This is a genomic window from Geodermatophilaceae bacterium NBWT11 (assembly GCA_014218215.1).
Lineage (GTDB): Bacteria > Actinomycetota > Actinomycetes > Mycobacteriales > Geodermatophilaceae > Klenkia.
The window spans coordinates 4,375,936-4,395,366 of record CP043652.1 but is presented as its reverse complement, the minus strand read 5'-3'; the positions used below and the strand labels follow the sequence as shown (position 1 = coordinate 4,395,366).

Below are 19,431 nucleotides of genomic sequence, written 5' to 3'. Positions count from 1 at the left end.
CGGCGCGGGAGGCGACGGACCGGGCTGGCGTTGTGTCGGTCGTGCGCGCGGGACCCGACACAACGTCCGGGCCCGGGTGGACACCGCGCAGCGAGGCTGGAGCCGTGTCCACAGACGTGCGCTACCGCCCCCGGTCCCTGGCCGTCGTCGGTGCGTCACCCTCGAGCTTCGTGGGCCGGATCGCCCTGCAGAACTGCCTGGCACGGGGGTACGGCGGCCGCCTGGTCGCCGTCACCCCCGCGCACCGGGAGGTCGCCGGCGTCCCGGCCGTGCCCTCGCTGCTGGACCTGGACGAACCGGTGGACACCGCGCTGGTGCAGGTGCGGGCCGATCGGGTGCTCGGTGTCGTCCGAGAGGGGGTCAGGGCCGGGGTGGGCACGTTCGTCGTCCCGGGAGCCGGGACGACCGACTCGGGCGACGTAGCCCGGGAGCTGGTCCGGGAGCTGCGCGACCTGGCCGACACCACCGGCGTGACCGTCGTCGGGCCCAACTGCATGGGCGTGGTCGACCTGGTCACCGGGGCCGCGCCCTACATCGGCACCGTCGGGGAGCGGCTGCGCCGCGGCGGGGTCGGACTGGTCGCGCAGAGCGGTGCGGTGGTGGAGGCGTTCATCAACGCCGGATCCCGGGTGCCGCTGTCCACCGCGATCTCCTCGGGCAGCGAGGCGGTGCTCGGACTGGCCGACCACCTGGGGTTCTTCGCCACCGATCCGCACACGACCGCCGTGCTCACCTTCGTGGAGGCGGTGGACGACGCCACGGCGGTGCTGGCCGCGGCCCGCGCGCTCGCCGAGGCCGACAAGCCCCTCGTCGCCGTCGTCGTCGGCCGGTCGGCGGTGGCCCGGGCAGGGGTGGTGGCGCACTCGGGGCGGCTGGCCGGCAGCGCCCGGACGACGGCTGCCGCGCTGCGGTCGGCCGGCGCCGCGGTCGTCGGCGACCTCGACGAGCTACTCGCGGCCGGCGAGCTCCTGGGCACCCGGCACCGGGTGCGGGGCCGTCGACTGGCCGTGGTCACCAACTCCGGCGGGGAGGGCAACCTGCTCGCCGACCTCGCCGCCGACGTGGGTCTCGACGTCCCGCCGCTCAGTGCCGACGGACGCCGGACCCTCACCGACCGGTGGCCGCTCTTCGACGCCCGGAACCCGCTGGACCCCTGGGGGGTCGACGACCACACCGTCGTCTACCCGCCCGCACTGGCGGTCGCCGCCGGGGAGGGCGCCGACGTGCTGGTGGTGGGGATCGACCAGCAGCGGACGGCCGGCTCCCACGAGCAGGAGCTGGGCCTGTTCCTGGCCGGCGCGCTGCGTGACGCCGTCGCCGGCACGACCGTCGTCCCGGTGCTGCTGAGCCCGGCCGCCCAGGACCCTCCGGACGCCCTGGTCGGGGCCTGCGTCGCGGCCGACGTCCCGCTGGTGCGCGGTGCCCGTCCTGCGCTGGCGGCACTGGCCGCGCTGGCCGCCCGGTCGGTCTCCCCGGCACCGCCAACGACGCCGGGTGCGAGCGGTGACGTGCCGCGCGCGGAGGACGAGGTGCTGGCCGCACTCGCTGGACTCGGACTCGAGGTCGCGCACAGCCAGCGGGTGCGTACGTCCGCGGAGGCCGTGGCGGCGGCACTGTCGCTGGGCGGGCCGGTGGTGCTGAAGGGCGTTGTCCCCGGGCTGGTGCACAAGACCGAGGCCGGCCTGGTCCGGGTCGGCCTGACGCCGGACGAGGTCGCCGTCGAGGCCGACCGGATGCTCGGCTGGGCGACCGCCGAGGGACGCCCGTTAGAGCTGCTGGTCGCCGAGCTCGTGCGCGGCGACCTCGAGGTGCTGGTCGGCTTCACCCGGGACCCGGTCTTCGGGCCGGTCCACCTGGTCGGGCTGGGCGGGGTCTGGGCCGAGGCACTGGACGTCGTCGACGTGCACGTCGGGCACCTCGACGACGCCGCGGCCGGGCACTTCCTCGCCGGCAGCCGGGTCGGCCGGATGCTCGCCGGGGCCCGGGGCGGCCCCCTGCACAGCGCGGGTGTCGTGGCCGCCCTGTGCGCGGTCAGCCGGCTGGCCGCCCGCTCTCCGTCGATCACCGCGATCGACGTCAACCCCGTCCTCGTCTGCCGCTCCCGAGCGGTCGCCGTCGACGCCGTCCTCACCCTCGATGCCCTGGAGGCACAACCGTGACCCAGTCCGACCCTATCGTCAGCACCCTGCGCCTGCGGATCGGCCAGGAGGAGGCCCACTACGGCGGGAACCTGGTCGAGGGCGCCCGCGTCCTCAAGCTCTTCGGCGACGTCGTCACCGAGATCGCGATCGTGACCGATGGGGACGAGGGCCTGTTCGTCGGCTACGACTCGGTCGAGTTCCTGGCCCCGGTGTACGCCGGGGACTTCCTTGAGGTCACCGGCACCGTGACCCGGATCGGGAACACCAGTCGCACCGTGCGGCTGGAGGCCCGCAAGGTGATCGCCTCCCGGTACGACGCCACCCCCAGTGGCGCCGACGTGCTGGCCGAGCCGGTGGTCGTCGTCCGCGCGGTCGGGACGACGGTCGTACCGGTGGGACACCGTCGGGGACCTGGTGGCAGCTGGTCCGTGACGTGAGCACCGCCGGCGCCCCGGAGCCCCGAGGTCGTCTGCGCTCGACGAGGAGGGCGGACCTCGGCCTGCCGCCGCCGTGTCTCTGCTGTGCCGGACGGGGCGACTCTCCGCCCAGACCCGGATCGACGGATCTGCCTCAGGGGGACGCCCTGGGTCGCTGGTGAGACCCCCGCTACGCGCGCAGAACCCACCCATCGGCCAGAGAAGGGCCCTGGTTCGGCTCAGGCTTGGTGCGGAGTGGCGGTCGACCGGGCGTTGAGGGTCGACTCGTGGGCCCGGTGTGCTCAAGCGGGCCGCGGGCGCCCGCCGTCCTCGGCCCGGACCAGGCCGGACTGGTAGGCGGGCACCACCAGCTGGGCCCGGTCGCGGACGTCGAGCTTGCTCATCGCCCTGTCCAGGTGCGTCTTGACGGTCAACAGAGCCAGAACAGCCGGGCGGCGATCTCGACGTTCCCGGGCGCTGAACTCGACTGACCTGCGCACACAGGACGTGCGCGGACCGCCACGGACTCCCTGCTGGCCGGGGGTCAAGGGGCTACCGGACCGCCTTACCCACGCTTTGAGGGGAATCAGCAGGCGAGAGCGCCGGCTGCGGCCGCCGGCCCGGTATCCGGCACACCGAGGTGAGCCAGCAGTGGCAACCTGGGAACCAGAAGGCGTCGCCCGACGCGGAGGGCGGGCAGGTCACCGTTGTTCATCGCCCGCGTGACCGTTCGAACGTCTACGCCGAGGAGTTCGGCAACCTCAGCGACGGTCACGACTGCGGCCTTGCTCTTCACCAGGTCATCCAGGTCCATCCAAGTCGCCTCCTCCACGGATCTTGTCCAGCGCTGGCCCCTCAGTCCGTGAGCGTCGAGGCCGCCGAACGCACAACTCCCGAAGGTGCCACCGGCGACGCGCCCATGACAGACGTCTGCCTCACTCCCTCGGCCGCTCCGGCTAGGTGACGCGCTGACCCATGTCACTTGCCCGCTGAAACCGCTACCTCTCCCTGTGGGAGGTCCCCGCTGTCCACAGCCTCTGGTCGACAGGCCTGCTGCAGAGCTCGCAGGCCTTGCATGGGCTTGTCGCGGACAGCGGTCCGTGAGGCGACGAGAGGTGGAGGACGGAGACCGGTGGCGAGGACGAAACGGCGGCAGGCCGGTGAAGGTGGAATCAGTGAGTACCAGACGTCGACTGGCCCCAAGTTCCTGATCAAGTACAACGCCATCCGGCCGGACGGCTCGACGAAGGTCGTCCTGAAGCGAGGCTTCACCACTCGCCGCGAGGCTGCCAACGCCCTTCGGACCGAGGTACGGAAGGTCGAGACCGGTCAGTGGGTCGACCTGTCGAAGGAGACGTTGACCGCTTACCTGGCCGAGTGGATCGGCGCTCAACGGCTGGCGCCCTCCACGAACTCGAGCTACCAGAAGAACATCCGACTGCACATCGACCGGCACATCGGCCGCACCCCGCTAGACCGGTTGACCGCGTTGGCGAACGACACCTGGATGCGGAAGCTCGAGTCATCCGGCCGGGCGGACAACAAGGGCGGCCTGTCCGCGCGGACGGTCCGGTACGTGTTCACCATCCTCCGTTCCGCCCTCGGCGACGCCGTCAAGCACGGGCACCTCGCCGTCAACCCGACGGACCGTTGCAGCCCGCCAACACCTTCGCAGGCCCGGCCACCAGAAATGCTCGCGTGGACCGCCGTCGAGCTGTCGCGGTTCCTGACGTGGAGCGAGTCGTTCGACTCCGAGGCGGCGATGGCATGGCGGGTGCTCGGTTTCACCGGGATGCGCCACGGTGAAGCACTCGCACTCCGGTGGAGGGACGTCGACCTCGATGCCATGCGCGTGGCGGTCCGTCGCAGCGTGGGGTTGGTCAGGACGAAGGAAAGGGGAGAGGAGCTCGTAGAAGGGCCCACCAAGACCGGCCAGTCGCGAGTCGTCGACCTGGACGCTGGGACGGTCCAGAAGCTGCGCGTGTACAAAGCTCGGCGCTCGAACGTCTCACCGCAGCTCGTGCGGGATAGCGCCCTGGTGCTGGGTGGTCTCGACGGCGACCACCGACACCCCGAGCGCTTCTCGCGGCGGTTCAACAGTCATGTCACCCGCGCCCGCCGCGCCTTCGGCGAGGACAAGCTCCCCAGGATCCGTCTTCACGACCTCCGGCACACCCATGCGACTCTCCTGCTGGCCGACGGTGAACCCGTCAAGGTCGTGTCCGAGCGGCTCGGGCACGCCAACGCCACGATCACCCTCGGCGTCTATCAGCACGTGCATCCAGGCATGGGCCGGCAGGCCGCGGATCGGTTCGCGGCGCTGCTCGATGAACCCGAGTGAGGTCCGAAGTATCACCGGAGTATCACGGGCCATGAATTGGGCGTCCACACAAGAGCCCCGGTCGCCTGACCTGCAGGAAGACCGGGGTCAACTGGTGTCCGAGGGGGGACTTGAACCCCCACGCCCGATAAAGGGCACTAGCACCTCAAGCTAGCGCGTCTGCCATTCCGCCACCCGGACAGGTGGACCTGCGCACTGCGGCGCGGGCCGTGGAGAAGCATACGGGAGGCCGCGGCGTCGTCCGCACCGCCCCTGCGCCGTGTCCGGTCACCGTGCAGGGATCCGGTCACCGCACGCCGTGACCGGGTCCCTGCCGGGTGACCGGCTGTCGCGCAGCCGGCCTGCTGTTGCGCTGCAGGGCGTGAGCAGGCCTGGACGGCGGCAGTGAGCGGGCAAGCGGGCCGCGGTGGCACGATCGGGCGCATGGCCGAGACGACACCTGCACCGTTGGAGCGCGCCCAGGCCGAGGTCGCCGACCTGCTGAGCGACCTGATCCGGATCGACACCACCAACACCGGCGACCTCTCCACCAGCGTGGGGGAGCGGAAGGCCGCGGAGTGGGTCGCCGGGAAGCTCGACGAGGTGGGGATCGACTCGGTGATCCACGAGTCCGAGCCCGGCCGCGCCTCGCTGGTGGCCCGCATCCCCGGCGAGGACCGCGACCGCCCCGGGCTGCTGGTCCACGGGCACCTCGACGTCGTCCCCGCCGACAAGCGCGAGTGGAGCGTCGACCCGTTCTCCGGTGAGCAGCGGGACGGCTACGTCTGGGGCCGCGGCGCGGTCGACATGAAGGACATGGACGCGATGACCCTCGCGCTCGTGCGCGACTGGGCCCGCACCGGGGTGAAGCCCCCGCGGGACATCGTGCTGGCCTTCGTCGCCGACGAGGAGGCCGGCGGGAAGTACGGCGCCCACTACATGGTCGACCACCACGCCGACCTGTTCGAGAACGTCTCCGAGGCGATCAGCGAGGTCGGCGGGTTCAGCCTCACCGTGCGCGACGACCTCCGGCTCTACCTGATCCAGACCGCCGAGAAGGGGCTGGCCTGGATGCGGCTCACCGCCGCCGGCCGCCCCGGGCACGGCTCGTTCGTGCACGACGACAACGCCGTCACCCGGCTCTCGGCCGCCGTGGCCCGGATCGGCTCCACCCGGCTGCCCACCGTGCTCACCCCGCCGATGAAGCAGTTCATCGAGGAGGTCAGCGACGCCTACGGCATCGAGATCGACCCCGACGAGCCCGAGGAGGCCCTGAGCCGGCTCGGTTCGATCAGCCGGATGATCGGCGCGGCGCTGCGCAACACGGTCAACCCCACGATGGTCGACGCCGGCTACAAGGCCAACGTCATCCCCGGCACCGCCAGCGCCACCATCGACGGCCGCTTCCTCTACGGCCAGGAGGAGGCGTTCGAGGCCCAGATCGACGCCCTGCTCGGCGAGGGCGTCACCCGCGACTACATCCACCACGACCAGGCCGTCGAGACGACGTTCGACGGACCGCTGGTCGAGCAGATGGTCGCCGCGCTCAAGGCCGAGGACGACGGCGCCCGGCCGGTGCCGTTCACCATGAGCGGCGGCACCGACGCCAAGAGCTTCGAGACCCTGGGCATGCGCTGCTTCGGCTTCTCCCCGCTCCGGCTGCCCGCCGACCTGGACTTCGCCAGCCTCTTCCACGGCATCGACGAGCGCGTGCCGGTGGAGAGCCTGCAGTTCGGCATCCGGGTGCTGGACAGGTTCCTGCGGGCGAGCTGACGTGCCCACCGACCCGCTGGCCGCCTTCCTCATCGGCCAGCTCACCCAGGACGGTCACGACGTCGTGACCGTCCTGCGGGTGACCCAGGGTCGGTTGCCGGTGCCCGGCAGCGCCCAGGCCCTCGGGGTCGCCGGCGGGCGGTTGTACCTGGCCCACGCCGGGTTGTTCGGTCAGCCGACGCTGGCCGACATCCCCCTGGACACGGTGACCGGGGTCGACGTCCGGGTGGCCAAGCGGCTCACCGGCACCCGCCGGGAGCTCTCGGTGTGGACCGGGGACGCGACACTGCGCTTCACGGTGGTCGACGACGACACCGCCGTCGAGCGGTTCCTACGCGCCGTCCGGGCCGGTCAGGCCGGCACGAGCGCCGGCTGACCGGCCAGGACGGCGCGGTCGCGGCCGGCACGCTTGCCGCAGTACAGCGCGGCGTCGGCGCGGGCCAGGGTGTCCCCGACGGACTCCCCGGGCACCCACTGCGCGATCCCGACCGTGGCGGTCTGCCCGTGCGGGACTGCGGCCAGGATGCGCTCGGCGACCGGCCGGGCGCCCTCGGCGGTGCACGCGGGCAGCGCGACGGCGAACTCCTCGCCACCCCAGCGGGCGATCAGGTCGCCGTCCCGCAGGCACTCCGACGCTGCCGACCCGAAGTCCCGCAACAGCGCGTCCCCGGTGCCGTGCCCGTACGTGTCGTTGAAGACCTTGAAGTGGTCGAGGTCCAGGAGCAGGAGGGTGAGCGGCAGGCCGCTGCGCCGGGCACGGGAGACCTCCACGCCGGAGAGCTCGTCCCAGCGGCGACGGTTGGCCAACCCGGTCAGCTGGTCCCGGTCCGCGGCGCGGGCCAGCTGCTCCAGCAGGTCGCCGCGCTCGATGGCGCGGGCTGCCTCTCCACCCAGCACCGACAGCACGCCGAGCGTGGTGGCGCACAGCTCGGGGACCGGGGTCCGCCACATGACGCCGATCAGCGCCACGACCCGGTCGTCGGCCAGGACGGCCGGCTGCCACGCCGCCGACGCGATCCCGAGGTGCTCGACCAGGCCGGCGCTGACCCCGGGCTCCGCTCGGGCGTCCGGGACGAAGGCGCCCGCGCCCGCGCTGAACAACCGCGACGTCATGGAGGTGGTCGGGTCGGTGCTGAAGGCCAGCGGAGGCAGGTCCAGCCCCACGACGGCGGTGGACACCAGGTGGCCGGCGCCGTCGGGCTCGATGAGGTAGACGCCGTCGGCTCCGGTGACCTCCCGGACCGCGTCGCACACCGCCGTCCGGGGGTCGTCGGCGGTGAGCACGGCGCGGGTGGCGGTGGCCAGCACCTGGACCTGGCGGTGCCGTTCCTCCGCGTGGTCGGCGGCGCTGCGCAGCCGGGTCTCCAGGACCAGCCGCTCGTCCCGGTTCAGCGCCAGCGCCAGCCCGAGGGCAGCACCGAGCGCGATGTAGGCCTGCACGATGACGGCGCGGACCAGGACGTCGTCCACGGCGGCGAACGGGCCGTCGCCCTGGAGGGTGAACACGACGGCGACCAGGGACACCGCGGCGGTCCGCAGCGCCGTGAGGCCGGTGTCGAAGCGGAGTGCCACCCAGGCGGTGAGCGCGAAGAGCGGGAAGGCCACCGGGTAGGCCGGCAGCCACACGAAGACCGCCACGTTGCCGAGCACCGACGCGACGACGGCCAGCGCCAGTTCGGCGGCCCGTCGGCCGGTGGGCCGCTGGAACGGCAGCACCGCCGTCTCCTGCTCGGCGTCCCGGCGGACCAGCAGGAGCTGGCGCACACGGAGGCCCAGGGCGACGACGACGAGGACGGCGGCCCCGCTGCGGGCCTGCCCGACCACGGTGGCCAGCACCGACCCGGTCCCGGTCCCCAGGAAGAGCACGGCGCCGCCGGCCAGCGCGCCGGCGGTGGTGGCCACCCCGGTGGCGACCAGCAGGGCGGTCAGGTCGCGCATGTGCAGCAGGAGCGGACCCGACGGCGTCGGACTCCACCGCCGGTAGAGCCGCGCCACCAGCAGTGCCTGCCCGACGTCCACCGCGGCCAGCGCCACCGCCACGGCGGGGCTGCTCCCGGTGGCCAGGTCGACAGCGGCGAGCACGACGCCCAGCAGCAGCGCGTCCCACCGCACCCCGGTGCGGCCGTGCAGGAGCAGCATCCACAGCGCCGCCAGCCCAGCAGCCGGCCAGACCAGGGCGACCGGGGTGCTCTCGACGACGGTCAGCCGGCCCACGAGTGCCGCCAGGGCGGTGAGGACGGCGAACGTCAGGCTGCGCAGCGGACCTGGCCGCATGAGGTGGGGTCTCCGTTCGGTCGTGCACGACACGTCTACTCCGGGTGCATCGGGCCCCCGGGGGTGGGACTGGAGCCGGGTGTCCACCGATCACCCCTCCGGGTGGCGCGGGTCACCGACGTGTTTCGATGCCCCGCATGACCTCGCCCACCCCGTCGCCCACCCCGCCCGCCGGTTCCGTCGCGCTGATCACCGGGGGCACCGGCGGTTTCGGCCGCGCCCTGGCCACCCGCCTGCGGGACGCCGACGTGCGGGTGGTCCTCGCCGACCTGGACAGCGACCGCAACCGCTCGGTGGCCGCCGACCTGGGCGTGGGATTCGCCGTCCTGGACGTCACCGACCACGCCGCCAACCAGCAGGTGGTGGCCGACGTCGAGGCCGAGCACGGCCGGCTGGACGCCGCGTTCCTCAACGCCGGCATCGCGGGCTCGGGGGACACCGACGCCCTCGACGTCGAGGAGTACCTGCGGGTGATCGCGGTCGACCTGCACGGTGTCGTCTACGGCACCGACGCCGCGCGGCCGGCGCTGCGGCGCGCAGGTGGGGGCTCCGTCGTCGTCACCGCGTCCCTGGCCGGGCTCTCCCCGATGCCCACCGACCAGGCCTACTCGATCGCCAAGGGCGGTGCGGTGGCGTTCGTCCGCTCGATCGCCACCGCGTTGCACCGCGAGGGCATCACCATCTCGGCCATCTGCCCCGGGTTCGCCGACACCGCGATCATCGACCCGTGGCGCGAGCACTTCGAGTCCGCCGACTTCCCGGTGCTCAGCGCCGACGAGGTGGCCGCCGCGATGGCCGCCGCGTGGACCTCGGCCGAGCCCGGTGCGGCCTACGTCGTCCAGCCCGGCGTCGGTGCGCTGCCGTACCGGTTCAAGGGCGTGCCGGCGGCCAAGAACGCCGCGGGGGAGTCCGCCCGCATCCCCGGTCAGCTGCTCGGGCCGCTCTGACACCCTCGTGACGCCGGTCACCGGGCGGTCTGGCACTGTCGCGGCCATGCGCGCATGGCGAGTCCACTCGCTCGGAGACCCGGCTGACGTGATGACCCTGGACGACGTCCCGGAGCCCGTGCCCGGGGACGGTCAGGTGAAGGTCAGAGTGCTCGCGGCGGCGCTGAACTTCCCCGACATCCTCATGGCGCAGGGCACCTACCAGGAGAAGCCGCCGCTGCCGTTCACACCGGGCCTGGAGCTGTGCGGGCAGCTGGAGAACGGGCAGCGGGTGCTCGGTTCGCCGTCCGGTGGGCCCGGCGCGTTCGCCGAGTACGCCCTGATGGACGCCGACGCGACCTGGCCGGTGCCCGAGGGCATGACCGACGAGCAGGCCGCCGCGCTCTACATCACCTACCAGACCGGCCACGTCGGGCTGCACCGTCGTGCCGGCCTGCAGGCGGGGGAGTGGCTGCTGGTGCACGCCGGCGCCGGGGGCGTCGGGACGGCAGCGATCCAGCTCGGCAAGGCCGCCGGTGCGAAGGTCATCGCGACCGCGGGTGGCCCGCGCAAGACGCAGGTGTGCACCGACATGGGCGCCGACCACGTCATCGACTACGCGGCCGAGGACTTCGTGGCCCGGGTCAAGGAGATCACCGGTGGACACGGCGCGGACGTGGTCTACGACCCGGTCGGTGGTGACGTGTTCGACGGTTCGACCAAGTGCATCGCCTTCGAGGGCCGCATCGTCGTCGTCGGCTTCACCTCCGGGCGGATCCCCGCGGCCCGGGCCAACCACCTGCTGGTGAAGAACTACTCGGTGCTCGGCCTGCACTGGGGGCTGTACCGGAGCAAGGACCCGGGCCGGATCGGGATGGTGCACGAGGACCTCACCCGGCTCTTCGCCGACGGCCTGATCGACCCGCTGGTCGGCCAGACCCTGCCGCTGGAGCAGGCCCAGACCGCCCTGGCCGCCCTCGGCGACCGCGGCACCGTCGGCAAGGTCGTCCTCGTCCCCTGACGAAGGACCCCCTCCTCCTCATCCCTCGCACGCTCGGGACGAGCCTCGGGAGGGGGCCTCAGACGGCGGGGAGGGGCAGGTAGCTCAGGCGGGCGCGGCGGCGCATGACGACGCGGCGCGTGCCGTCGGCGTACAGCTCGAGGCGGGCCAGCTCCCAGCCGCCGACGTCGGACTGCAGGCTCATCATCTGCGCGGCCGCCGAGCGGGACGTGCCGTTGGGGATGCGCAGCGGGGCGTACTCCCAGTCTCCGTGGATCGACACCCGCCCGATGGTGCCAGCCGTCGGCCGGCCGGTCACCTGCGGGACATCCTCAGCGCGGGTCGATCAGCTGCAGCTGCCCGGTCTCCCGGCTGCCCACGAACACCCGCCCGGTGGTGGGGTCGACGGCGACGGTGTTGGGCTGGCGGACGGTCGGGAACCGGGCCACCTCGGTGAGCTCGTCACCGGCGGTGGACAGCCCGACGACCTCGTTGGTCGCGGTCAGGGTCACCCACACGACCTGGTCGGTGCTGTCGTAGGCCAGTCCGTAGGGGTTGCCGAACAGCTCGTAGGTGGACTCCAGCTCCAGCGGGTCGGAGCCGTAGACCAGCATCGCGTCGCCGCGGGTGTCGGCGACCAGGAACCGGCCCTGGGAGTCGGCGACCAGGTGGGTCGGGCCGTCGCCGGCGTCCAGCACGGTCTGCAGCTCACCGGCCGCGACGTCGTAGGTGGTGATGCTGAAGGCGCCCACGTCGACCACGCCGGCGACGTCACCGACCGTGGCCACCCCGCCGGGCTGGGTCTGGCTGTCGAAGGTCTGGGTGACCTCGCCGTCGGTGACGACCGAGAGGGTGCCGCCCATCTCGTCGCCGACCAGGATCTGGCCGCTGGCGACCTGGGCGGCGTCGTGCGGGTTGTCCCCGACCATCGTCTCGGTGACCTCGCCGCCGGGCAGCGCGACCTGGACGAGGGTGTTCGAGTCCTCGGCGGGCACCAGCACCGGTCCGCCGGGGGCGGCGAGCTGCAGGTGCCGGGCGTGCCCGGGCAGCTCGATCTCGGCCTGGGTGACGCCGTCGGCGTCGGTGAGGACGAGCCGGTTGGGGTCGCGGACGGCGACGGCCAGCAGCCCGGTCACCGGGTCGAAGACCATGCCCTCGGCATCGGGGTCCAGGTCGACGACGGTGCCCTCGGGGTCGGTCGTCAGCTCGGGGGAGTCAGCCGGTTCGGCGGCGCGGGCGCTCTCGGTGGGCTCGCCACCGCCGTCGCTGCCGGAGCAGGCGGTGAGGACGAGGGCCAGGGGCAGGAGCAGGGCGGCGCGACGCATGGCCTCCACCCTGCGGGTTCCCGGAGGTCGACGCAGCTCAGGCCGCGAGCAGTCCGAGCATCTGGTCCACCGAGGTCGACCACGGGAAGTCCGCGGCCCGGGCCCGGGCGGCGGCTCGGCGGGTGGCGGGGTCCACGGCCAGCAACCGGGCGACGCCGTCGGCGAACGCGTCCGGTCCGTCGGCGACCGCGACGCCGTGCGGGCCGTCCCCGAGCAGCTCGCGCAGCGCCGACCCGGCCGAGCCGACCACCGGGGTGCCCGACGCGAGCGCCTCCAGCGCGGCCAGTCCGAAGGTCTCGTGCGGGCCCGGGGCCAGCGCGACGTCGGCGCTGGCCAGCAGGGTGGCGACGGCGTCCCGGTCGGTGACGTGGCCGAGGAAGCGGACCGGCAGGCCGCGTGCCTGCCGCTCCAGCCTGCCGCGCAACGGCCCGTCCCCCGCGACGACGAGCGTCGCCCGCACCCCGCGGCGGCGGAGCTCGGCCAGGGTCTCCACGGACCGGTCGGGGTGCTTCTCGGCCGACAACCGCCCGGCGTGCACCAGCAGCACGTCGGAGCGGTCCAGCAGCTCGGCGCGCAGCCGGGAGTCCCAGCGGTCGGGGGCGAAGGTGCGCAGGTCGACCCCCAGGGGCACCCGGGCCACCGTCGTCCCCAGCCGGGTGAACTCCTCGGCGGCGAACTCGGTGCTGCAGACCACCAGGTCGTGCCCGGCGGCGGTGCGCCGGTTCGCTGCGTCGGCGACCCAGCGGGCCGCCCCGGCGGGCAGCAGGAACTGGGTCAGCACGCGGTCCAGCCGTTCGTGCGCGACCACCAGCGTGGGCACGCCCCGGGCGGCGGCCCACCGGCCCAGCCCGCGCAGCGTCGTCCGGTCGGACACCTCGAGCCGGTCGGGGTCGAGCTGGTCCAGCAGGCGGCGCACCCGCCAGGGGTCCATCAGGCGGTAGCCGCCGGCGCCGGGCACCCGCGGTGCGGCCAGTGTCAGCACGCTGACCCCACCGGGTCGCACCTCGGCGGGGTCACCGGCCGTCCGCGGGCCTGGGACGACGACGGCCACCGCGTGCCCCCGGGCCGCGTAGCCCGCCGCCAGCCGGTCGACCGCCGTCCGCAGCCCGCCGGACGTGGGGTGGTGCAGGTTTGCGACCAGCACGATGCGCATCCGCCCACGGTGACCGGTCGGAGCGTCGTCTGGGGGGTCGGGACGTGAACGCCCGAGCATCTGGGCGTGACCTGTTCGCATTCCTGGGCGCGAATGCGTTCAGATCACGCCACGTTCAGCGGGAGTAGTGCTCCACGACCAGCTGCTCCTCGCACTGCACCGGGATCTCGGTGCGCTGGGGTCGGCGGACGACGAAGCAGGTGAGCTCGGTCAGCCGGACGTCCAGGTACTTCGGGGCCTCGGCGTGGGCACCGGAGGCTGCGACCTGGAAGGGCTGCTTGGGCTTGCTGCGCTCGGCGATCGCGACCACGTCGCCGGGCTCGACCCGGTAGCTGGGCCGGTCGACGCGCCTGCCGTTGACCGTCACGTGGTGGTGGGTCACGGTCTGCCGGGCCTGGTAGATCGTCCGGGCGAAGCCGGCGCGCAGCACGGTGGCGTCCAGACGGGCCTCGAGGTCGAGCAGCAGCGCCTCACCGGTCTTGGCGCCGGTGTTGCGACTGGTCTTCTTGGCCCGGTCGAAGGCCAGACGCAGCTGGGTCTCGCTGACGTCGTACTGGGCACGCAGCCGCTGCTTCTCCATCAACCGCGTCTTGTAGTCGCTGGTGTTCTTGCGCTTGCGGCCGTGCTCGCCGGGCGGGTAGGGCCGCCGCTCGAAGTACTTCACGCACTTGGGGGTGAGCGGCATGCCCAGGGCGCGGGACAGGCGCACCTTCGGTCGAGGGGTGTTCACGAGGCCTCCTTGTTCGGTTAGGCTCACCTTACATCCCGAGCGAAGGACCACCGATGACCTCGACCACCCCGCCCGTCGTCCGGCCCACCGCCGCCGAGCGCGCCCGCACCGTGGCCTGTCGCCCGTCCGCTGCCGTCTGCGCGGCCGGCGTCTCCGGCTCCCGGGTGCTCGCCCACGCCACCACGAAGGCGGGGTCCGTGCTGCTGGTCGTGCCGGCCGCGGGGGAGCTGGCCGTCGCCGTCCGCACCGCCGAGGACGGCGACCTGGCCGCCCTGGTCATGGTCACCGACCACGCCCCGGTCAGCCTGCGTGACCCGGTCCGGGCCCAGCTCTGGCTCTCGGGCTGGCTCGCCCCGGTGCCGGACGACGAGTCCCGGGAGGCCGCCCTGGAGTTCGCCGAGGTGCTCCCCGCCGGCGCCCTGCTCGACGTGGGGGTCAGCGCGACGCTGCTGCGGCTGGACCTGGCCGAGGTGGTGCTCGGGGAGAACGGCGGCACCACCGAGATCGAGCCCGAGGACTACACCGCAGCCGACCCCGACCCGCTGGTGGCCGTGGAGAGCTCGGCCCTGCAGCACCTGGACGCCGACCACCCCGAGGAGCTCGCCCTGCTGCGCTCGCGCATCCCGGCCGCGTGGGTCGCGGACGGCGACGTCGTCCGGCCGCTGGGCCTGGACCGGGCCGGCTTCCGGCTGCGGATCGAGTCCGGCCGGGGGCACCGCGACGTGCGGGTGCCCTTCGACGTCCCCGTCGACAGCGAGGACCAGCTCGGCCCGGCCGTGCACCGGATGATGTGCGCCGCCCGGCGCTGCTGCCGCGCTACCGACTGAGCTCGAGCCACCGGTCCGGCGCGAGGGCGGCGAGGAACCGGGGGTCGTGGCTGACCACCACGAGCGCCCCCTGGTAGCCGGCCAGCGCCGACTCCAGCTGGGCCACGCTGCCCAGGTCCAGGTTGTTCGTCGGCTCGTCCAGGAGCAGCAGCTGCGGGGCCGGCCGCGCGGCGAGGACGACGGCGAGGGTGGCCCGCAGCCGCTCGCCGCCGGAGAGAGCGCCCACCGGCAGGTCGGCCCGCTCGCCCCGGAACAGGAACCTGGCCAGCACCGTGCGCCGCTCGGCCTCGGGGCGGTCGGGCGCGGCGTCGGCGAGGCAGTCGGCCACCGACCGGGCCGGGTCCAGGGTGTCCAGCCGCTGCGACAGGTGGGCCACCCCGCCCTCGGCCCGCCGCACGGTGCCGGCGTCGGGTTGCTGGAGCCCGGCGAGCACCCGCAGCAGGGTGGTCTTGCCGCTGCCGTTCGGGCCGGTGAGCGCCAGTCGCTCGGGGCCGCGCAGCTCGAGGTCCAGCCCGGCGCCGAAGAGGTCCCGCACCCGCACGCCCACCGCCGCGACGACGGTGCGCCCGGCCGGCACCCGGGTCTCGGGCAGGTCGACGGTGACCACCTGGTCCTCGCGCAGCCCGGCCTCGGCCCGGTCCAGGCGGGCCCGGGCGTCGTCCACCCGGCCGGCGTGCGTCCCGTCGGCGCGCCCGGCGGACTCCTGCGCCCGGCGCTGGCGTGCGCCGGCCAGGATCTTCGGGATGCCGGCGTCGGGGGCCTTGCGGGCCGCGCTCCCGGCCCGCCGTTCGGCGCGCTCGCGGGCCTCCTGCCGGTCCCGCTTCTCCCGCTTCAGCGCCTGCTCGGCGCCGCGGACGTCGCGTTCGGCGGCCTCTTGCTCGGCCGCGACGACCGCCTCGTACGCAGAGAACGGGCCGGTGAGCACCCTCAGCGCACCGTGGTCCAGCTCGGCGATGCGGTCGACCCGCTCCAGCAGCTCCCGGTCGTGGCTGACCACCAGCAGGGTGCCCGACCAGCCCTCCACCACCGCGTACAGCCGCGCGCGGGCGTCGCCGTCCAGGTTGTTCGTGGGTTCGTCGAGCAGCAGCACGTCGGGGCGGCGGAGCAGCTGGCCGGCCAGCCCGATGGTCACGACCTGACCGCCGCTGAGGGTGTCCAGCCTGCGGTCCAGGGCGACGTCACCGAGCCCGAGCCGGTCGAGCTGGGCGCGCGCCCGTTCCTCGACGTCCCAGTCGGTGCCGATGGTGTCCAGGTGCGCGGGGTCGGTGTCCCCGCCCTCGACGGCGGCGATCGCAGCGAGCACCGGGGCGACCCCGAGGACGTCGGCGACGGTGCGGGCGGCGTCGGCGGTGAGGTCCTGCGGCAGGTGCCCGAGCACGCCGTCGACGACCACCGAGCCGCGGGTCGGCGTCAGCTCACCGGTGAGCAGCCGCAGCAGGGTGGTCTTGCCGGCGCCGTTGGGCGCCACCAGCCCGGTCCGGCCCGGGCCGATCGAGGCGGTGAGCCCGTCGAGCACCGGCGTGCCGTCCGGCCACGCGTAGGAGACGTCCCGGAGCTCGATCACCACGCCCCGACCCTGCCCGACGCCCGCGGGTCTGTCAGTCGGTTTGATCCCGCAGCAGCTGGGCGAGCCGGGTGCGGCGGGGCCGGACGTCGACCTCCCGCACCGCCCGGGCCAGCGCGGCACCCGAGGCGTGCACGATCGACAGGTGCTTCTGCGCACGGGTCAGCGCGGTGTAGACCAGCGGCCGGGACAGCATGCCGCCGGCCTCGGGTGGCAGGACGACGACGACCCCGGGCCACTCCGAGCCCTGGGCGCGGTGCACGGTGATCGCCCAGCCGTGCTTGAGGTCGCTGAGCGCCGTCCCGGTGACGTTGCAGGGCCCAGAGCTGAAGTCGATGGACAACGACCCGTCGCGGGCACCGGTGACCACGCCGACCTCGCCGTTGGCGAACCCGACGGGTTCGAGGTCGAGGTGGTTGGCGGTGGCCACCACCCGGTCGCCGACGTCGAAGCCGTAGACGGTGCCGTCGCCGGGGTTGAGCTGGGCCTTCAGCGCCTTGTTCAGCTCGATGGTGCCGGCCGGGCCGCGGTGCACCGGGGTGACCACCTGCACGGTCGCCGGGTCCAGCGACAGCGCGCGGGGGATCGAGTCGGTGACCAGCTGGACCACCCGGCGGGCTGCCTCGGCACTGCCGGTGGCCGGCACGATGACGACCTCGCGGTCGGGGGACTCCACCTGCACGAGCTCCCCGCCGCGCACGCCGGTGGCGAGCCGCGCGATGGCGCCACCGGCGGCCTGCCGGTGCAGCGTGGTGAGCTCGGTGACCGGCACCGCACCGGAGTCGATCATGTCGCCGAGCACGTGGCCGGGGCCGATCGAGGGCAGCTGAGCGGGGTCGCCGACCAGCAGCAGGTGGGTGCCGTCGGCGCAGGCCTCCAGCAGCGCCGCGGTGAGCTCGACGTCGAGCATCGAGGCCTCGTCGACGACGACCACGTCGGCGTCCAGCGGCCACTCCTCGTTGCGGGCGAACCCGCCGGTGGTGCCCTGCGCGCCCAGCAGCCGGTGCACGGTGACCGCCGGGTGGTCGGTGAGCTCCTCCAGCCGCTTGGCCGCCCGCCCGGTGGGGGCGGCCAGCGCGACCTCGGTGCCCTTGGACTCCAGCAGCTTCACCACCGAGGCTACGGTGCGGCTCTTGCCGGTGCCCGGCCCGCCGGTGAGCAGGCTGACGCCGGCGCCCAGCACCTGCGCCACGGCCTCGAGCTGCGCGGGGTCCAGCCCCTTGGCCACCGACCGCACCGACGCCGGGTCGGCGATCCGCTCGGCCGTGGCGGCCAGCCGGACGACGTTCTCCGCCACTGCCTCCTCGGCCATCCCGTACCGGGACAGCGACAGCATCCGCAGCGCCGGGTCCGGCTCGGCCGGTTCCTCGTCGGACTCCGGGTCGAACTCGGGTTCCGGGGGCTCGTGGTCGAGCACCTCGCCGCCGTCGACCGCGGCCAGCACCGCAGCGGCCGGGTCCTCGACGCCCTCGGCGCGCAGCGCGGCGACGACCAGGTCGACCGGCAGCACGGTGTGCCCGTCCCGGGTGGCCGTGCGCAGGGTCAGCGAGACCAGCGCGCGGCCGCGCCGGGCGTCCTGCTTGTCCACCCCGGGCAGCACCGCCACGGCCAGCCGGTCGGCGTCCGCGAGGGTCACCTGGGACAGCGACAGCAGCATCCACGGGTCGTCCCGCAGCCGGCGGGCGGCGTCGGGGCCCAGGGCCTCGGCGGCGTTGGCGGCCAGCCGGGCCGAGACCCCGGCGGTGACCAGCAGCTCGACGACGTCGTAGGTGGGGGCTGCGGCCAGGAAGGAGGAGAACAGCCGCTCGGCGCGCTGCCGGCCGACCCGGGGCAGTCCGACCAGCTTGTCGGCGGTGACGTCGTCCGGCGTCCGGATGCCGGCCTCGGGGAGCTCGGCGGCCGCCCGCTTGCCCAGCCCGGGCCAGAGCCCCGCGGTGGTGAAGGCGGCGAAGACGACGTCGGGGGCCGGGCCGGCCGTGGACGAGGTCATCCGGGCCGGCGGTCGGGGTAGGAGGTGTGCGGGGCCGAGACGTCGTCCAGCGCCCGGCGGATCGCTGCGGGCAGGGTGACGTCCTCGGCGTCCAGGCTGACCTGCAGCTGGGCAGCGGTGCGGGCGCCGACGACGGGGGCCACGACGCCGGGACGGTCGCGCAGCCAGGCCAGCGCCACGGCCAGCGGCACCGTGTTCAGGCCCTGCGCGGCGGTGATCACCGCCTCCACCACGCGCTCGGCGTTCTTGGAGCGCAGCCCGTCGATGAAGCCCGACCACTGCGGCGAGGCGCCCCGGGAGTCGCTCGGGGTCGCGTGCCGGTACTTGCCGGTGAGCAGCCCACGGCCCAGCGGGGACCAGGGGAGCAGGCCCAGGCCGAGCGCCTCGGCGGCCGGCACGACCTCGCGCTCCACGCCGCGCTGCAGCAGCGAGTACTCCACCTGCGTGCTGACCAGCGGGGTGCGGCCGGGCCACGCGCGCTGCCAGGTGGCGGCCTGCGCGGTCTGCCAGCCGGTGAAGTTGCTCACCCCGACGTACCGGGTGCGCCCGGAGGACACCGCGGTGTCGACCGCGGCGAGGGTCTCCTCCAGCGGGGTGGCGTCGTCCCAGGAGTGCAGCTGCCACAGGTCGACGTGGTCCAGGCCGAGCCGCTCGAGGGAGGCGTCCAGGGCGGCCAGCAGGTGCCCGCGGGAGCTGCCCCGGCCCATCGAGCCGGGCCGGGTGCGGCCGACGGCCTTGGTCGCGACCAGCACGTCCTCCCGGGGGACGACGTCGGACAACAGCCGACCCAGGGTCCGCTCGGACTCGCCGTCGACGTAGACGTCGGCGGTGTCCACCAGCGTCCCGCCCGCGTCGACGAAGGCCGTGAGCTGCATCGCAGCCTCGTCCTCGTCGGTGTCCCGGCCCCAGGTCATCGTGCCCAGCGCCAGCCGGGAGACCACCAGGCCGCTGCGCCCCAACGCCCGCTGTTCCACGACGGGTCAACCTACCGG

The 19,431-nt window shown here is 74.2% G+C and carries 17 protein-coding genes, 1 tRNA gene and 1 pseudogene; 8 read left to right on the top strand and 11 right to left on the bottom strand.

Annotation, left to right across the window (positions count from 1 at the left end; translation table 11 throughout):
- Positions 1 to 32 precede the first annotated feature (32 nt).
- Positions 33 to 2,159: an acetate--CoA ligase family protein gene (locus F1C76_21320; protein ID QNG38736.1), complete on the top strand. Its 2,127-nt coding sequence runs from the start codon at positions 33 to 35 to the stop codon at positions 2,157 to 2,159.
- Entirely contained in the window at positions 2,156 to 2,578 is a 423-nt protein-coding gene (locus F1C76_21315; protein QNG38735.1) for a 3-aminobutyryl-CoA ammonia lyase, read from the top strand. Before F1C76_21320 ends, F1C76_21315 begins: the two co-directional genes overlap by 4 nt.
- A gap of 281 nt (positions 2,579 to 2,859) precedes the next feature.
- Here F1C76_21315 and F1C76_21310 read toward each other — a convergent pair.
- Positions 2,860 to 3,003 (bottom strand): annotated as a pseudogene (locus F1C76_21310) (response regulator transcription factor).
- A 140-nt stretch (positions 3,004 to 3,143) separates the two neighbouring features.
- Positions 3,144 to 3,371 carry a helix-turn-helix domain-containing protein gene (locus tag F1C76_21305; GenBank protein QNG38734.1) on the bottom strand — a complete coding sequence of 76 codons (228 nt, stop codon included), beginning with the start codon at positions 3,369 to 3,371 and terminating at the stop codon, positions 3,144 to 3,146.
- A 261-nt stretch (positions 3,372 to 3,632) separates the two neighbouring features.
- On the opposite strand from F1C76_21305, the gene F1C76_21300 reads away from it, so the two are divergent.
- Complete coding sequence (locus F1C76_21300; GenBank protein ID QNG38733.1) at positions 3,633 to 4,898, top strand: site-specific integrase; 1,266 nt, start codon at positions 3,633 to 3,635, stop codon at positions 4,896 to 4,898.
- Positions 4,899 to 4,990: 92 nt separating this feature from the next.
- On the opposite strand, the gene F1C76_21295 is transcribed toward F1C76_21300, so the two are convergent.
- A tRNA-Leu gene (locus F1C76_21295) sits at positions 4,991 to 5,078 on the bottom strand.
- A 243-nt stretch (positions 5,079 to 5,321) separates the two neighbouring features.
- On the opposite strand from F1C76_21295, the gene F1C76_21290 reads away from it, so the two are divergent.
- Together F1C76_21290 and F1C76_21285 are read left to right on the top strand one after the other, a co-directional pair.
- Entirely contained in the window at positions 5,322 to 6,650 is a 1,329-nt protein-coding gene (locus tag F1C76_21290; protein ID QNG38732.1) for a M20/M25/M40 family metallo-hydrolase, read from the top strand.
- Between the two features lies 1 nt (position 6,651).
- Positions 6,652 to 7,026, top strand: coding sequence for a hypothetical protein (locus F1C76_21285; GenBank protein QNG38731.1), 375 nt, complete (start codon positions 6,652 to 6,654; stop codon positions 7,024 to 7,026).
- Here F1C76_21285 and F1C76_21280 read toward each other — a convergent pair.
- Positions 7,002 to 8,924 carry a diguanylate cyclase gene (locus F1C76_21280; protein QNG38730.1) on the bottom strand — a complete coding sequence of 641 codons (1,923 nt, stop codon included), beginning with the start codon at positions 8,922 to 8,924 and terminating at the stop codon, positions 7,002 to 7,004. The genes F1C76_21285 and F1C76_21280 overlap by 25 nt on opposite strands.
- Positions 8,925 to 9,061: 137 nt before the next feature.
- On the opposite strand from F1C76_21280, the gene F1C76_21275 reads away from it, so the two are divergent.
- Together F1C76_21275 and F1C76_21270 are read left to right on the top strand one after the other, a co-directional pair.
- Positions 9,062 to 9,871 carry an SDR family oxidoreductase gene (locus tag F1C76_21275; protein QNG38729.1) on the top strand — a complete coding sequence of 270 codons (810 nt, stop codon included), beginning with the start codon at positions 9,062 to 9,064 and terminating at the stop codon, positions 9,869 to 9,871.
- 46 nt (positions 9,872 to 9,917) lie between these two features.
- Positions 9,918 to 10,871, top strand: coding sequence for an NADPH:quinone oxidoreductase family protein (locus tag F1C76_21270; protein ID QNG38728.1), 954 nt, complete (start codon positions 9,918 to 9,920; stop codon positions 10,869 to 10,871).
- A 58-nt stretch (positions 10,872 to 10,929) separates the two neighbouring features.
- Here F1C76_21270 and F1C76_21265 read toward each other — a convergent pair whose 3' ends face one another.
- From F1C76_21265 to rpsD, 4 genes are all read right to left on the bottom strand, one after another.
- The gene (locus F1C76_21265) at positions 10,930 to 11,133 is read right to left on the bottom strand and encodes a hypothetical protein (protein ID QNG38727.1); all 204 of its coding nucleotides are present in this window, start codon (positions 11,131 to 11,133) and stop codon (positions 10,930 to 10,932) included.
- Between the two features lie 49 nt (positions 11,134 to 11,182).
- Complete coding sequence (locus F1C76_21260; protein QNG38726.1) at positions 11,183 to 12,175, bottom strand: YncE family protein; 993 nt, start codon at positions 12,173 to 12,175, stop codon at positions 11,183 to 11,185.
- Positions 12,176 to 12,212: 37 nt separating this feature from the next.
- Entirely contained in the window at positions 12,213 to 13,328 is a 1,116-nt protein-coding gene (locus F1C76_21255; protein QNG38725.1) for a glycosyltransferase family 1 protein, read from the bottom strand.
- A gap of 115 nt (positions 13,329 to 13,443) precedes the next feature.
- Positions 13,444 to 14,058, bottom strand: coding sequence for a 30S ribosomal protein S4 (gene rpsD / locus F1C76_21250; protein ID QNG38724.1), 615 nt, complete (start codon positions 14,056 to 14,058; stop codon positions 13,444 to 13,446).
- A gap of 53 nt (positions 14,059 to 14,111) precedes the next feature.
- Here rpsD and F1C76_21245 point away from each other — a divergent pair, with 53 nt between their 5' ends.
- Positions 14,112 to 14,885 (top strand): DUF2470 domain-containing protein, encoded by a 774-nt coding sequence (locus F1C76_21245; GenBank protein ID QNG38723.1) that lies wholly within the window; start codon positions 14,112 to 14,114, stop codon positions 14,883 to 14,885.
- Here the strand turns inward: F1C76_21245 and F1C76_21240 are convergent.
- From F1C76_21240 to F1C76_21230, 3 genes are read right to left on the bottom strand one after another with little or no spacing between them, the layout of a single operon-like run.
- Complete coding sequence (locus F1C76_21240) at positions 14,875 to 16,452, bottom strand: ABC-F family ATP-binding cassette domain-containing protein (GenBank protein ID QNG38722.1); 1,578 nt, start codon at positions 16,450 to 16,452, stop codon at positions 14,875 to 14,877. The two genes, F1C76_21245 and F1C76_21240, sit on opposite strands and share 11 nt — an antisense overlap.
- A 31-nt stretch (positions 16,453 to 16,483) precedes the next feature.
- Complete coding sequence (locus tag F1C76_21235) at positions 16,484 to 18,439, bottom strand: AAA family ATPase (GenBank protein QNG38721.1); 1,956 nt, start codon at positions 18,437 to 18,439, stop codon at positions 16,484 to 16,486.
- Positions 18,436 to 19,413: an aldo/keto reductase gene (locus tag F1C76_21230; GenBank protein ID QNG38720.1), complete on the bottom strand. Its 978-nt coding sequence runs from the start codon at positions 19,411 to 19,413 to the stop codon at positions 18,436 to 18,438. The genes F1C76_21235 and F1C76_21230 overlap by 4 nt, the downstream gene beginning before the upstream one ends.
- Positions 19,414 to 19,431 lie beyond the last annotated feature (18 nt).

Bases quoted from the DNA above. Each gene is read 5' to 3' on its own strand.
- F1C76_21300 (QNG38733.1), top strand. From the start codon at position 3,633: ATGGGCTTGTCGCGGACAGCGGTCCGTGAGGCGACGAGAGGTGGAGGA.
- F1C76_21275 (QNG38729.1), top strand. From the start codon at position 9,062: ATGACCTCGCCCACCCCGTCGCCCACCCCGCCCGCCGGTTCCGTCGCG.
- F1C76_21270 (QNG38728.1), top strand. From the start codon at position 9,918: ATGCGCGCATGGCGAGTCCACTCGCTCGGAGACCCGGCTGACGTGATG.
- F1C76_21290 (QNG38732.1), top strand. From the start codon at position 5,322: ATGGCCGAGACGACACCTGCACCGTTGGAGCGCGCCCAGGCCGAGGTC.
- F1C76_21305 (QNG38734.1), bottom strand. From the start codon at position 3,371: ATGGACCTGGATGACCTGGTGAAGAGCAAGGCCGCAGTCGTGACCGTC.
- F1C76_21245 (QNG38723.1), top strand. From the start codon at position 14,112: ATGACCTCGACCACCCCGCCCGTCGTCCGGCCCACCGCCGCCGAGCGC.
- F1C76_21255 (QNG38725.1), bottom strand. From the start codon at position 13,328: ATGCGCATCGTGCTGGTCGCAAACCTGCACCACCCCACGTCCGGCGGG.
- F1C76_21235 (QNG38721.1), bottom strand. From the start codon at position 18,439: ATGACCTCGTCCACGGCCGGCCCGGCCCCCGACGTCGTCTTCGCCGCC.
- F1C76_21260 (QNG38726.1), bottom strand. From the start codon at position 12,175: ATGCGTCGCGCCGCCCTGCTCCTGCCCCTGGCCCTCGTCCTCACCGCC.
- F1C76_21280 (QNG38730.1), bottom strand. From the start codon at position 8,924: ATGCGGCCAGGTCCGCTGCGCAGCCTGACGTTCGCCGTCCTCACCGCC.